12 protein-coding genes are annotated in these 13,722 nt (G+C 70.9%); 3 read left to right on the top strand and 9 right to left on the bottom strand.

Features of this window, described 5'->3' with window-relative positions; genetic code table 11:
* The 3 genes from OP04_RS56315 to OP04_RS50995 form a co-directional block, all read left to right on the top strand.
* On the top strand, nucleotides 1-322 hold a 322-nt coding region (locus OP04_RS56315; protein ID WP_232324031.1), incomplete at its 5' end, for a hypothetical protein.
* Nucleotides 323-796: 474 nt separating this feature from the next.
* On the top strand, nucleotides 797-1,888 hold the full coding sequence (locus OP04_RS55245) for a helix-hairpin-helix domain-containing protein (RefSeq protein ID WP_232324030.1): 1,092 nt from the start codon (nucleotides 797-799) through the stop codon (nucleotides 1,886-1,888).
* On the top strand, nucleotides 1,885-2,874 hold the full coding sequence (locus tag OP04_RS50995) for an OmpA family protein (protein ID WP_085067376.1): 990 nt from the start codon (nucleotides 1,885-1,887) through the stop codon (nucleotides 2,872-2,874). Before OP04_RS55245 ends, OP04_RS50995 begins: the two co-directional genes overlap by 4 nt.
* Nucleotides 2,875-2,931: 57 nt before the next feature.
* On the opposite strand, the gene OP04_RS47800 is transcribed toward OP04_RS50995, so the two are convergent.
* From OP04_RS47800 to OP04_RS47760, 9 genes are read right to left on the bottom strand one after another with little or no spacing between them, the layout of a single operon-like run.
* Nucleotides 2,932-3,786 (bottom strand): aldehyde dehydrogenase family protein, encoded by an 855-nt coding sequence (locus OP04_RS47800; RefSeq protein ID WP_033346746.1) that lies wholly within the window; start codon nucleotides 3,784-3,786, stop codon nucleotides 2,932-2,934.
* On the bottom strand, nucleotides 3,779-5,206 hold the full coding sequence (locus OP04_RS47795; RefSeq protein WP_033346750.1) for an aldehyde dehydrogenase family protein: 1,428 nt from the start codon (nucleotides 5,204-5,206) through the stop codon (nucleotides 3,779-3,781). The genes OP04_RS47800 and OP04_RS47795 overlap by 8 nt, the downstream gene beginning before the upstream one ends.
* A gap of 10 nt (nucleotides 5,207-5,216) precedes the next feature.
* Complete coding sequence (gene deoC / locus OP04_RS47790) at nucleotides 5,217-6,134, bottom strand: deoxyribose-phosphate aldolase (protein ID WP_033346745.1); 918 nt, start codon at nucleotides 6,132-6,134, stop codon at nucleotides 5,217-5,219.
* The gene (locus tag OP04_RS47785; RefSeq protein ID WP_033346744.1) at nucleotides 6,127-7,116 is read right to left on the bottom strand and encodes an ABC transporter permease; all 990 of its coding nucleotides are present in this window, start codon (nucleotides 7,114-7,116) and stop codon (nucleotides 6,127-6,129) included. The genes deoC and OP04_RS47785 overlap by 8 nt, the downstream gene beginning before the upstream one ends.
* Nucleotides 7,113-8,600, bottom strand: a complete 1,488-nt coding sequence (locus OP04_RS47780) for a sugar ABC transporter ATP-binding protein (protein ID WP_033346743.1) — start codon at nucleotides 8,598-8,600, stop codon at nucleotides 7,113-7,115. Before OP04_RS47780 ends, OP04_RS47785 begins: the two co-directional genes overlap by 4 nt.
* Nucleotides 8,597-9,550: a sugar-binding transcriptional regulator gene (locus tag OP04_RS47775; RefSeq protein ID WP_051800198.1), complete on the bottom strand. Its 954-nt coding sequence runs from the start codon at nucleotides 9,548-9,550 to the stop codon at nucleotides 8,597-8,599. Before OP04_RS47775 ends, OP04_RS47780 begins: the two co-directional genes overlap by 4 nt.
* A complete protein-coding gene (locus OP04_RS47770; protein WP_033346742.1) occupies nucleotides 9,547-11,037 on the bottom strand; it encodes an FGGY-family carbohydrate kinase in 1,491 nt (496 codons plus the stop codon). Before OP04_RS47770 ends, OP04_RS47775 begins: the two co-directional genes overlap by 4 nt.
* Nucleotide 11,038: 1 nt before the next feature.
* Entirely contained in the window at nucleotides 11,039-12,082 is a 1,044-nt protein-coding gene (locus OP04_RS47765; protein ID WP_198154322.1) for a galactitol-1-phosphate 5-dehydrogenase, read from the bottom strand.
* 36 nt (nucleotides 12,083-12,118) lie between these two features.
* Entirely contained in the window at nucleotides 12,119-13,102 is a 984-nt protein-coding gene (locus OP04_RS47760) for a substrate-binding domain-containing protein (RefSeq protein WP_033346741.1), read from the bottom strand.
* Nucleotides 13,103-13,722 lie beyond the last annotated feature (620 nt).

Here is a 13,722-nt window from a genome sequence, read left to right as displayed (position 1 = left end):
TCACAATCCGAAGACCGCAAAGCCCGGCCGGGGTATAAATCATAATTGGCACTGGCTTTTCAAGCACCCTGTTGAGTTCTCAAAGAACAACCACACACCGCACCGTGACTCGGTTTATCCGAACCCCGGTGTGGGGTATTGTAGTTCAGCATTACTGTGTTTTGTTCGCTCCGGCGTTTCCCCCGGCGCTTCAATTACTTTACCCGGTCGTTTTCGCCTCGTCAAATCCGCGTTCCGTTTAGAACTGCCGGATCTTTCCGAAAGCAACGCCCGGATTTTCCCATGCGAACGCGCACCATTACCTGGCGTTTGTTTTGCTTAGGAGAATCCCGCAGACCGGCCTCCGACCTGAACTCAGATCGTCTCGCCCGGCTCCTGCTGGCCGTCTTACTCTACCCGGCCGGTTTCGCAAGTCCAAATCGGGGTCCCCCGATCCGGTCGCACCACTCGGTTGCCCCGATTCCGTCCGCTCAGTGACCTTCGCCCTGTTCGTCCGGTTCCCCGTTGCGAGAAGAAAGTTACGCGGCCACCGCCACCGCGCGCAAATCAGCGTCCACCAATGATTCCGAGACGCTGAGTGACCGCCACGTCACGCGAGAAGCCTTTCCGAATAACGCGAATATCCATATAGGATACGCGCGGTTTCTCCGGCGGCCGCCGAAACCATTCCTTTCCACACCATTCCGCATCGGTGATCCGATGCGGTTCTTTACCGTGTTTCCGGAGGTCAGACGTGTCCTGGTTTGTCATGCAGTCTCTTCTTCTACTCCTTGCCGCATTCGCACTCGGAGTAGTCGTGGGACGCCTCTCGCATATACGACGGAGGCCCGGACCGGCGCCGGCGCCCGCGCCGGTCGTGGAGCGGACGGACGACGAGCTGGAGCGGATCGAGGGCATCGGACCGGCCATGGCGGGCGCGCTGCGCACCGCCGGCATCCGCACGTTTGCCCAGCTCGCGGACGCGGACGACGCCGCGAAGCGGTCCGCGATCACGTCCGCCGGCCTTTCTTTCGCGCCGAGTCTGGTCACCTGGAGCCGTCAGGCACGTCTGCTCGCGGACGGCGACGAGGCCGCGTTCCGCCTCCTCACCGAGAAGCTGATCGCCGGCCGCGACGTCGAGACCGCCCTCGCCGCCGCCGAAGCCACCCACACGAACAACACCGGCGCCCAGGCGGAGCGCCCGGCGTCGGCCCCCGCCCTCCCGACCACCGCAACCCCGGCCGCGGCGAAGGCGACCGCGAAGAATCGGTCCGGCAAGCGGCACGCCACCACGACCCCACCCGCACGGACCGGTGAGACCGCGCCGTCGTGGCCCGCGGCGACCTCCTCCGCAGGGACGGCGCGGACAGAGCCCTCCGCCGCGGCCCCCGCCGAAGCGGCACGAACGGACGCGTCCGCCTCCGCGGCGGCGTCACGAGCAGACGCATCTCCCACCGCGTCCGCCGAAACGGAAGTAGGCAAGGAGGCGGAGACGGCGCGAGCAGAGGTGCCGGCCGTGGCAACGCCCGTCACGGCGACCTCCGCCGGGAACCACCCCGGCGACCAGGTCCGAGCCGCGACCATCGGGAGGCGCGCCGCAGGCGTCACCGTGGGCACGGCCGTAATCACGCCGGCCGCGGACAGCGAGGCAAACGGGATCGCGCCGACGGCACCTGCGGAGGCGGCAACGGAGACGTCGCCCACGCCCGCAGGCACCACCACGGGCGATACCGCGCGGACGACCGCCCCCGCGCACGCGGAGACCGCCGGCGGCGAGGCCCGGCACCCGCGCACGCCCGGCACGCCCGTCCCCACGGATCCGGCGCACCGGAGGAGTGCCGTCGACGATCCGGGCAGCGCGGAGACGACGCGCAACGCCGGTGGCGACCGGGTGGAGGCGGCTCGATGACGTACCCCCGGCGTGTTCTTCTGGTGTGGTTGATCGGCATTGTCGGGCTGGCCGGGATCATCGCGGGGCAGCTCGTCCCGAACCGGCACCGGATGGAGGACGACCTGACCCGTCGCGCCACCTCGGCCCTGACCCAGGCCGCGCTGCCGGTCGACGTCGCGTTCACCGGGCGCGACGGTGTCCTGCACGCGAACGACGAGGCCACCGCGGCCCGCGCCCGTGAGATCGTCGCGAGCGTCGAGGGTGTGCGTGTCGTCCGCACCGTCGTCACGCCCCCGGCGACGGTGGAGCTGAAGCCGCCGACGCTGCGGGTGACGGTCACGAACGATCACGTGACGCTGGACGGCACCGTGCCCGGCGAGCCGGCCCGCACGCTGCTGCACACCGCGGCCGCCGCGCGTTTCGCCACGGTCGAGGACCGGGTCGCGATCGGCGAGGTCACCGACGCCCAGCTGGCCGTGCTCCCGGCGTTCCTCGGCAAGATCCCCGCCAAGACGGACCAGCTCCAGGTCGCGCTGGCCGACGGCACCCTCACGCTGACCGGCAGCCTCCCGGCCGAGACCGCGTGGACCGCGCTGACCACGGCCGCGAACGCCACCGGCATCCCGGTCACGAACGACCTGGCGATCGCGGACCTCGGTGAGCAGCTCGCGAAGGTGCCGCCGCTGCTGTTCCCGTCGGACAGTGCCTGGCTCTCCCCGCAGGCGCAGCGCAACCTGTGGCGCACGGCGGGCCTGCTGAACGCGAACCCGAGCGCCACGATCCTGGTGGAGGGCCACACGGACTCGGTCGACTACACCGAGGAGCTGGGGGTGGAGCGGGCGTCCGCGGTCCGGGACCTGCTCGTCTCGTACGGCATAGATCAAGAACGTTTGACCATCGAGGGGTACGGGACGAGCCGCCCCGCCGAGCCGAACGACACCGACACCGGCCGCGCGCTGAACCGGCGTGCCGAACTCGTGGTGACGGCGACCGCAGGCCCGTGACGCGGCACGGCCCGGGGTGGGACTCCCACCCCGGGCCGCCTCCGGCGCTGCGCGGCCTCAACCCCGTGGGTGCCACACGGTCTTGGTCTCCAGCAGCGCGCGGATCCGGTCGAAGCCGGGCTCGGCGGCCCAGTCGACCGGCGTCGCGGCCGGACGGATCACGCGCTTGAGCGTGCCCGCGGCGTCCCGTTCCAGATCCGTGGCGAGCTGCGGATCCACGACGCCGCTGAGGTCGAGCGCGTTGACGTCCGCGTGGGTGGCGAGCCAGGGCGCGATCTCCGCGGGCCGGCCGGTGAGCACGTTGACCACGCCGCCGGGCAGGTCGGACGTGGCCAGCACCTCGGCGAGCGTGATCGCGGGCAGCGGGTGCCGCTCGGACGCGATCACGACCACGGTGTTGCCGGCGACGATCGCTGGTGCGACCACGCTGACCAGGCCGAGCAGCGACGGTGTGGACGGCGCGATCACGGCGACCACACCGGTCGGTTCCGGGACGGAGAGGTTGAAGTACGGCCCGGCGACCGGGTTCGCGGCGCCGCAGACCTGGGCGATCTTGTCGGCCCAGCCCGCGTACCAGACCCAGCGGTCGATGCTCTCGGTGACCGTGTCCGGTGACTCCCCCGCCGCCGCGACCTCGGCCTCGAACTGGGCGCGCCGGGCCTCCAGCATCTCGGCGACGCGGTAGAGGATCTGGCCGCGGTTGTAGGCGGTCGCGCCGGACCAGCCCGGGAACGCCTTGCGGGCCGCGATCACGGCGTCGCGGGCGTCCTTGCGGGAGCCGAGCGCGGCGTTGGCGAGGAACGCGCCGTCGGTCGAGGTCACCTGATAGGTCCTTCCGGACTCGCTCCGGGGGAAAGCGCCGCCGATGTAGAGCTTGTACGTCTTGCGCACCGCCACACGAACCTCATGCACAGTAGGCCTCCAGCCCGTGCCGGCCACCCTCGCGCCCGTAGCCGGACTCCTTGTAGCCACCGAACGGCGAGGTGGGGTCGAACTTGTTGAACGTGTTGGCCCAGACCACGCCGGCCCGGAGCTTGTCCGCGACCGCCAGGATCCGGGAGCCCTTCTCGGTCCAGATGCCGGCGGAGAGGCCGTACTGGGTGTTGTTGGCCTTCTCGATCGCCTCGGCCGGCGTGCGGAACGTCAGCACGGACAGCACCGGGCCGAAGACCTCCTCCCGGGCGATCCGGTGGGCCTGGGAGACGCCGGTGAAGATCGTCGGCGCGAACCAGAAGCCCTGGGAGGGCAGCTCGCAGGCCGGCGACCAGCGGGTGGCGCCTTCGGCCTCCCCGGCAGACGACAGCTCGGAGATGCGCGCCAGCTGTTCAGCCGAGTTGATCGCGCCCACGTCGGTGTTCTTGTCCAGCGGGTCACCGACGCGCAGTTGCGACACCCGTCGCTTCAGCGCGTCGAGCAGTTCGTCGGCGATGGACTCCTGGACCAGCAGCCGGGAGCCCGCACAGCAGACGTGGCCCTGGTTGAAGAAGATCCCGTTGACGATTCCCTCGACGGCCTGGTCGATGGGCGCGTCGTCGAACACGATGTTCGCGGCCTTGCCGCCCAGCTCCAGCGTGAGCCGCTTTCGCGTACCCGCGATGGCCTGTGCGATGTTTCTTCCCACCGCGGTCGAGCCGGTGAACGCGATCTTGTCGATCTCCGGGTGGCGGACCAGCGCGGCGCCGGTCTCGCCCGCGCCGGTGACGATGTTGACCACGCCGGCGGGCAGGTCGGCCTGGCGGCAGATGTCCGCGAACAGCAGCGCGGTCAGCGGCGTGGTCTCGGCCGGCTTGAGTACCACCGTGTTGCCGGTGGCGAGCGCGGGCGCGATCTTCCACGCGAGCATGAGGAGCGGGAAGTTCCACGGGATGACCTGGCCGACCACGCCGAGCGGGCGCGGGTCGGCGCCGAATCCGGCGTGCGCGAGCTTGTCGGCCCAGCCGGCGTAGTAGAAGAAGTGCGCGGCCGCGAGCGGCACGTCGACGTCGCGGGACTCGCGGATCGGCTTGCCGTTGTCGAGCGTCTCCAGCACGGCCAGCTCGCGGGAGCGCTCCTGGATCAGCCGGGCGATCCGGAACAGGTACTTCGCGCGGTCGCGGCCGGGCATCGGGCCCCACACGGTGTCGTAGGCGCGGCGGGCCGCGGCCACGGCGATGTCGACGTCGGCCTCCGTGGCCACCGCGACCTCGGCCAGCGTCTCCTCGGTGGCCGGGGAGATCGTCTTCATGGTGCCGCCGTCGCGCGGGTCCACGAACTCGCCGTCGATGAACAGGCCGTAGGACGACTGCAGCGAGACGACGGACCGGGATTCGGGCGCGGGCGCGTATTCGAACATGTTCATCCGCTCAGTCCAGGGAGAAGTAGTCGGGGCCGCCGTAGTGGCCGGTGCTCAGCTTGGTGCGCTGCATGAGCAGGTCGTTGAGCAGCGTGGACGCGCCGAACCGGAACCTGGCGGGGTCCAGCCAGTCCGGGCCCGCGGTCTCGTTGACCAGCACCAGGTACTTCATGGCGTCCTTGGTGGTCCGGATGCCGCCGGCCGGCTTCACGCCGATCGTGCGTCCGTGCGCGGCCGCGAAGTCGCGGACCGCCTCCAGCATCACGAGCGTGACCGGGAGCGTGGCCGCGGGCGTGACCTTGCCGGTGGAGGTCTTGATGAAGTCCGCGCCCGCGAGCATGCAGAGCCAGGAGGCGCGGCGGACGTTGTCGAGCGTGGCCAGCTCGCCGGTCTCCATGATCACTTTGAGGTGCGCGGGGCCGCAGGTCTTCTTGACGGCCTGGATCTCCTCGAAGACCTCCAGGTAGCGGCCGGCCAGGAACGCGCCCCTGTTGATCACCATGTCGATCTCGGTGGCGCCGTCCGCGACCGCCGCGGCGGTGTCCGCGAGCCGGACCGCGAGCGGCGCCTGCCCGGACGGGAACGCGGTGGCCACGCTGGCCAGCTCCACGCCGGAGCCCCGCAGCACCTCGTGCGCGGTGGCGACCATGCTCGGGTAGACGCAGACCGCGGCCACCCGGGGCGCGCCGGCGCCGGGGTGCAGCGCCTTCTGGCACAGCGCCCGGACCTTGCCCGGCGTGTCCGCGCCTTCGAGCGTGGTCAGGTCCGTCATCCGGATGGCGAGGTCGATGGCGTACGCCTTCGCCGTGGTCTTGATCGACCGGGTGCCGAGCATGGCCGTGCGCTGGGCCGCGCCGACCGTGTCGACGCCCGGCAGGCCGTGCAGGAAACGCCGCAGCGAGGACTCGGTATGGACTTGCTCAGGCACGAGCGCCGCCCTTTCGCTCCAGGAGGTGGTTGAGGATCAGCGCGGACACCAGGATCAGGCCGGTGACCAGCATCTGGAAGAAGGACGTGAGCCCCATCAGGTTGAACAGGTTGCGCAGCACGGACAGCAGCAGCACCGCGATGAACGTGCCGAAGATGCCGCCCTTGCCGCCGAAGAGGCTGGTGCCGCCGAGCACCACGGCCGCGATCGCGTCCAGCTCGAGGCCCTGCGACGCGGTCGGCTGGCCGATGGTGAGGCGCGCGGTGAGCAGGACGCCGGAGAGCGCGGCGAGCAGGCCGCAGATCGCGAACGCGGCGGTCTGCACGAGCCGGACCGGCAGGCCGGACAGGCGCGCGGCCTCCTTGTTGCTGCCGGTGGCGTAGACGAACTCGCCGACCGTGGTGCCGCGCAGGAAGAGCACGGCCAGCACGACCACGATGATGAAGATGATGCCGACGACCGGTACCGCGCCGATCCGGCCCGCGCCGAGGAAGCGCATCGCCTCCGGGATCTCCCCGGTGGTCGGCTTGCCGTCGGTGAGCAGGTACGTCAGGCCGCGGATGCTGGTCAGCCCGGCCAGCGTCACCATGAACGACGGCAGGTTGAGGAACGCGCTGAGCCCGCCCATCACGCCGCCGAGCGCGGCGCCGGCCAGCATGGCCAGGATCATCGCGAGGCCCCAGGGCACGCCGGCCCCGATCATGATGGCGACGATCATGCCGGCGAACGCGGCCGTGCTGCCGACCGAGAGGTCGATGTTCGCGGTGAGGATCACCACGGTCATGCCGACCGCGACGATCCCGACCAGGCTGGACTGCTGCAGCAGGTTGCTGATGTTGCGCGTGGTCAGGAACTCCGGCGCGAGGACCGAGGCGACCACGCACAGCACCGCGAACACGATGAGCAGGTTGAACTTGACGAGGAAGGCGGCGCCACGGCCGCCCGAGGGAGCCCGGAGCTCCTTGACTGCGGTGGTGCTCATGAGGTGTGGCTCCCGGTGACGATGGTGCGGGCGATCGTGTCCTCCGGCGTGGTCAACGGATCGAAGGAGGCGATGTTGCGGCCCTCGTAGAGGACCCAGACGAGGTCGGCGTGCGTGGTCAGCTCGGACAGCTCGCTGCTGGCGAAGAGCACGCCCACGCCCTCGTCGGCGAGGCGGCGTACCTGCTGGAACAGGTCCGCCTTGGCGCCGATGTCGAGGCCGCGGGTGGGTTCGTCGAGCAGCAGCAGGCGTACGCCGCGGGCCATCCACTTGGCCAGCACGACCTTCTGCTGGTTGCCGCCGGAGAGCTGGCCGACGAGCTGGTCGCCGCCGGCGTACTTGACGCCCAGCTCGCGCAGCGGCCCGAGCGCGAGCCGGCCCGCGGTGCGGCCCGGTGCGAGGCCGAGCGTCTTGAGCGCGGCCATCCCGCCGTTGCGGTGCACGGACATCTCCCGGAACAGTCCTTGGCCTTTGCGGTCCTCCGGGACGAGTCCGATGCCGGCCTTGACCGCGCGGCCCGGGTTGCCGGCGCGCAGCGGTGCGCCGCCGAGCGACGCGTCGACCTGCGCGTGCGTGCCGCCGAACAGCGCGGAGAGCAGCGTGGTGCGCCCGGCGCCGCCGAGCCCGCCGAGGCCGACGATCTCTCCCCGGCGTACCGCCAGATTCTGGATGTCCAGAAGGCCCGGAACGCTGACCCGGCGCACCTCCAGCAACGGCGTGCTGGTCGCGGCCGCGCGGCGTGGCCGGTGCTCGGCCCGCGCGGTGTCCCCGATCATGGCGGTGATCAGCTGTTCCGCATCGGTGTTCGCAAGATCGAAACGCGCCACGGTACGCCCGTCGCGCAGCACGGTCGCGCGGTCCCCGACGCGCTTCACCTCGTCCAGCCGGTGCGAGATGTAGATGATCGCGCGCCCCTCCGCCGCCAGCCGCCGGATCAGCGTGAAGACGGCCTCCAGGTCGTGCGCGGTGAGCGTGGCGGACGGCTCGTCCATCACGATGATCCGCGCGTCCGCGGTCAGCGACCGGGCGATCGCGGTGAGCTGCTGGTCCGCGACCGGCAGGTCCCGCACCAGCGCGGTCGGCGCGAACGTGCCGCCCACCCGGGCGATCGCCTCCCGCGCCATCCTGTTGCGCAGTCCGTGCCGCACGATCGGGCCGCGCGCCGGCGTGTAGCCGAGGTAGAGGTTCTGCGCGACCGTCATGTCCGGCACCAGGTCCAGCTCCTGGTAGATGACGCTGATCCCGGCGCGCATGCCGTCGTGCGGGTTGTGCAGCCGCACCACCTGGCCGCCGATCTCGATCTCGCCGGAGTCGGGCTGCTGGCTGCCGGAGAGGATCTTCATGAGCGTGCTCTTGCCGGCGCCGTTCTCGCCGAGCAGGCAGTGCACCTCGCCCGGCAGCACCTCCAGGTCCGCGCCGTCGCAGGCGCGGGTGCCGGGGAACGTCTTGACGATGCCGCGCATCCGCAGCGCCGGGACCGTCATGATGCCTCCTCCAGCAGGTGTCCGGCCGTGCGCTGGTCCGTGATCACGACCGCGCAGAGGCCGCTGACCACGCACGCGCGGACCGCCTCGGCCTTGGCCGGGCCGGCCGCGACCAGGATCGCCGTGCTCGCGCCGCGCACCTCGGGAAGCGTCAGGCCGACCGTGCGCTGCTCCAGGTGCTCGTCCACGGCCCGGCCGTCGCGGTCGATGAAGTGGCCGAGCAGGTCGCCGACCGCGCCCGCATCGCGCAGCCCGGCCATGTCGGCCGCGCTCAGATAGCCGGACTCGACCAGCACGGACTGCGGGTCGACCGGTCCGACGGAGAACAGCAGCGCGTTCGCGGCCGCGGCCGAGACGAGCACGTCCCGGACGGACGACTCGCGCTGCAGCGTCCGCCAGGTGCCGCTGTGCTCCACGATCGCGGGCGCGGGCAGCAGCGTGGCGGACCCCGCGCCCTGCTGGGCGAACCGCAGCGCGCCCTCGGCCGCGGTGTTCGGGCGGCTGGACCGGCTCAGGCCGCCGTTCGTCTGCACCACCTGCACGCCGCGCGCCCAGCCGGCCGGCATCGCGGCGGCGACGTCGTCCAGCGTGCGGCCCCAGGAGACGCCGAGCGTCTTCGGCGACGGGCGCAGGTCGGAGAGGAAGTCCGCGGCGGCGCGCGCGACGGACAGGCGCATCTCGTCCGCGTCCTCCGCGGCCGGGATGACCACCGCGGCCTTGAGACCGAACCGCTCGGTGAGCCGCTGCTCCTCCTCGTGCCGGCGCGCCCTCGGGTGGATGATCTCCACCTTGACGATGCCGGACCGGCGCGCCTCGTCGAGCAGGCGGCCCACCTTCCAGCGGGTCAGCAGCATCCGGCGGGCGATCTCGTCCTGGGTGAGGCTCTGCTCGTAGTACAGCTGGGCGGCGCGGAGCATCGCCTCGTTGTGCTCCTCGGAGCTGCTCCTCATCCCCTGTCTCCCGTCATGTCGTGCATCAGTGGCCGCAGGGCCGCGGTCGCGGCGTGATAGAGGCGGTATCCGTCCTCGTAGACCGTTTCTCCCTGCGGCTCTTTCGTCACGGTCGGTGGCGCGAAGGTCGCCCGCGCCTCCTCCAGGTCCGTGCCGCACGCGGTTGCGGCCAGCGCCGCGCACGCGCAGAGCGTCAGGTTGCCGGAATCGACCAGCTCCACCTCGCGCCCCAGCACCTCCGTGGTCACGTCCAGCCAGAGCGGGTTGTGCCGGATCCCGCCGGAGAGCACCACGCGATCCGCCGGGATGCCGGCGTCGGTGAACGACTCCAGGACCGCGCGGGTGCCGTACGCGACCGCCTCCACCGCGGCCCGGTAGATCTCCGCCCGCGTGGTCCCCACGGACAGCCCGATGATCGCGCCGCGCAGCCGCGGGTCCCGGTGCGGCGTCCGGTTGCCCATGAACGAGTCCAGCACCGCCAGCCCGTGCCCGGCCGCGGGCACCTCGTTCGCGGCCGCGAGCAGCGACGCCATCTCCGCGCGTGGCAGTCCGAGGATGTCCTCGCACACCCACCGCAGCACGGAACCGCTGGACACCTGGCCGCCCTCGATCAGCCACCGTCCGTCGCGCAGCGCGCTCGGGTACGGCCCCCAGATCGTGGGCGCGAAGATCGGCTGCGGCGTCTCCGTGACGAACGCGGTCGACGTACCGGCCACCACCGACACCAGCCCGTCCGGTCCGCCGCCGACGCCGGCCAGGCTGACGTGCGCGTCGATGCCGCCGACCGCGACCACCGGCGTGCCCTCGATGCCCAGCTCGGCCGCGACCGCGGGGAGCAGCGTCCCGGCCGGCGTGCCGACCGCACGGATGTCGTTCGGCAGCTTGTCCGCCAGGTCCGGCACGCCGAGGTCGGCGTAGAGGCCGGTCGGCAGGCCGGTGCGGCTGTCGTAGTTCCACTTGCAGGTGGCGTTCATCCGCGACCCCACCCACGCCCCCGTCAGACGGTGGGTGAGGTAGTCGACCGACTCCACGATGCGCGTGGCCCGGCGGTAGGTCTCCGGCTCGTTCCGGGCCAGCCACACCGCCTTCGGCACCAGCCACTCGACCGCGTCCGCGCCGCCGCTGAACGCCAGGACCGGGTGCTTCTCCGCCAGCTCCGCGGTCAGCGCGGCCTCCCGGTCCGCGCGGGCGTCCATCCAGAGCAGCGCGGGCCTGAGTGGCCGGTTGCCTTCGTCGAGCGCCACCACGGTCGAGGCGGTGGTGGCCAGGCCGATCGCGGCGATGTTTTTGCCCGTTTTATCCAAGACTGATCGGGTGGCGCTCACCAGCGCCGACCACCAGGCGCGCGGGTCCTGCTCCGCGCGCCCCGGCTGCGGGTAACTCGTCGGGTAGCCGCTGTGCGCGGTGGCCAGCAGGCGGCCCTCCGCATCGAACGCGCCGACCCGCGCGCCCTCGGTCCCCAGGTCCATCGCGAGCAGGACCGTCATCTCACTCCCCGTTCGGCCGGAAAATGACCTTGGAGCTGAAGATCGACCGGTCGCCCAGCGCGCGGATGGTCTCCGGCACCGCGTCCAGCGGCAGGTCGTGCGTGACCATGAACTTCCACTTCAGCTGCCCGTTCGCCAGGTTCACCGCCGAGGTGCGCCACTCGTCGCCCGGGAACGGCGCGGAGAACGAGTTCCACGCGCCGTGCATCGAGATCTCGTTGCGCAGGAACCGGGCGAACGTCGGTTCGCCGAGCGTGACCGGCGCGTTCGGGATGCCGATGAACGCCACGTCACCGTGCCGGGCCGCCAGCGCCACCGCCATGTCCTCCGCCGCCGGCACACCGGCCGACTCGATGATCACGTCGAAGCCGTCACCGGCCGCGTCCCGCGCCTCCTCCGGGCTGCTCACCGCGGACGTGGCGCCGGCCTCGATCGCCATCGCGGCCTTCTGCGCGTTCAGGTCGATCGAGACGACCTCGCTCGCGCCGGCCAGCCGCGCCCACTGCACCGCGAACAGGCCGATCGGTCCCGCGCCGACGATGCCGACCCGGTGGTTGGCGCGCAGCTTCGTGCGCCACACCGCGTGCAGCGCGATCGCGGCCGGGTCCAGCATCGCGGCGGCGACAGGATCAAGGCCCTCCGGCAGCTTCATCAGGTTGCTCACCGGGACGGCCACGTACTGGGCGTACGCACCGTCCCGGCGGCTGCCGAAGTAGTCGTAGTCCTCGCACAGGCTGAACGAGCCCTTCTGGCAGGGACCACAGGCGAAACACGGGATCATCGGGGGTACGGAGACCAGCTCGCCGAGCTCGTACCCGCTGACGCCCGGACCGAGCGCCTCGATGTACCCGGAGAACTCGTGCCCGCAGATGAGAGGCAGCCGATGGGCGCCCTTGGTCAGCATCCGGGCGATGTCGGAGCCGCAGACACCGCAGGCCGCGACCTTGACGAGCGCTTCGCCGGCCTTCGGCTCCGGTATCGCCACGGACTCGACACGGATGTCACCGGGTGCGTGGAGCACGACGGCCCGCATGGTGGTGGACACAGTTCTCTCCTCGAATTGCTTGCTGAGCGGGGGGTCTTACGGCTGCTTCGCGAAGAGCGTCGTGCCGACCAGCGACGGCGCGTTCTCCTTGCTGATCAGCGCGGTGCCGGCGTCGACGAACGACTCGACGGTCTGACCCTCGGCGACCTTGCGGGCGGTCTCGACGGTCTTGGCGCCGAGCCCGATCGGGTCGTTGAACGAGGTGGCCACGTACTGATCGCCGGTCGCGATCGCCTTGACCGCCTCCATCAGGCCGTCCACGCCGAAGACCTTGACGTCCGTGCGGTTGCTCTCGCTGAGCACCTGCAGCGCGCCGAGCGCCATGTCGTCGTTGTGCGCGTAGACCGCCTTGACGTCCTGGTTCGCCTGCAGCAGATCCTGCATGGCGGTGACCGCCTCGGCCCGGATGTAGTTCGCGTACGGGCCCTCGACGATCTTGATGTTCGGGTTCGCGGCCGCGGCCTTGTGGAAGCCCTCGCTGCGGTCCCGCGCCACCGCGCCGCCCGCGTCACCCTGGATCTCCAGGACCTTGCCGCCGGCCTCGCCGAGCGCCGTGACCATCTGCTCGCCGACCAGCTCGCCCATCTTCACGTTGTCGCGGCCCACGTGCGCCACCGAGCCGGAGTCGACCGGCCGGTCCACCGTGATCACCTTGATGCCGGCCGCCTGCGCCGCCGCCAGCGCCGGGGCCACGCCCTTCGGGTCGACCGGGTTGATGATCAGCACGTTGATGCCGCGCGAGATCAGGTCCTGCACGTCGTTGTTCTGCTTGGTGACGTCGCCGTTCGCGTCCACGAAGAGCAGCTCGTCGCCCGCCGCCGCCACGGCCTCCTTCGCACCGTTGCCGAGCTCGACGTAGAACGGGCTCTGCTGGGTGACCTGACTGAAGCCGATCTTTATCTTCTGGCCCGCGGCGACGGGCTCTGCCGTGCCCTCGTCCGTGGTGACGGAGCAGGCGGAGACGGCGGCGAAGGCGGCCAGCGCCAGCGCGGCGGCCCCCAGCCTTCCGGTGAACTTCATGTATGACCTCCGGGTGTCATCCGAGTTGCGGAGACGTTAAGGCGGTGGCCGCGGTCACATCAACATCTCTTGGCGACTTTGCTCATATGAGCACTCTCCGTCCCCGCCCTCCGTTTCGATCATCCCTTTTCCACCGATTTTTCAGGATAAAAAGGCGCAATCGGGTAGGCTATCGATCTCCATCAAGACGACTGTGGGTGACGGGCGCGCGGCCGATGGCGACGCCGGACGGCGCATTTGTCTCAAGGTTGAGTCGAATCTGGTCGATTGCCGGAAACCGTGCGGCAACTCAGGAATCGATCCGTCCACTGCCGACTCGGCGCGTCCGTCCCATCAGGACACAGACCCGGATCAAGATCTTGATTTCCCGCTTCCGGCGCGGTCCGGCCCGCATGCTCCCGCGGGCACTTGAGCCTTCCTGGGGACGACCCCAGACCCCGATCCCGCCGGCGCGATGACCGGGCCTCGCGCCTCGCCGCCGGGATGCGCGCCGGCCGAGAGGCGACAACCCAGATCAAGATCTAATTCATTTCCCGCTTCCGGCGTGGTCCGGCAGCGTTGCTCCCGCGGGCAAACCTCGCGCCGGGCTCCGCTGGCGCTCCGCACGACGCGAGGAGCCG

Origin of the sequence: Catenuloplanes japonicus (assembly GCF_000717135.1) — a bacterium.
In the GTDB taxonomy this organism is placed as follows: Bacteria; Actinomycetota; Actinomycetes; order Mycobacteriales; family Micromonosporaceae; genus Catenuloplanes; species Catenuloplanes japonicus.
This window is presented reverse-complemented; position numbering and strand designations above follow the sequence as displayed.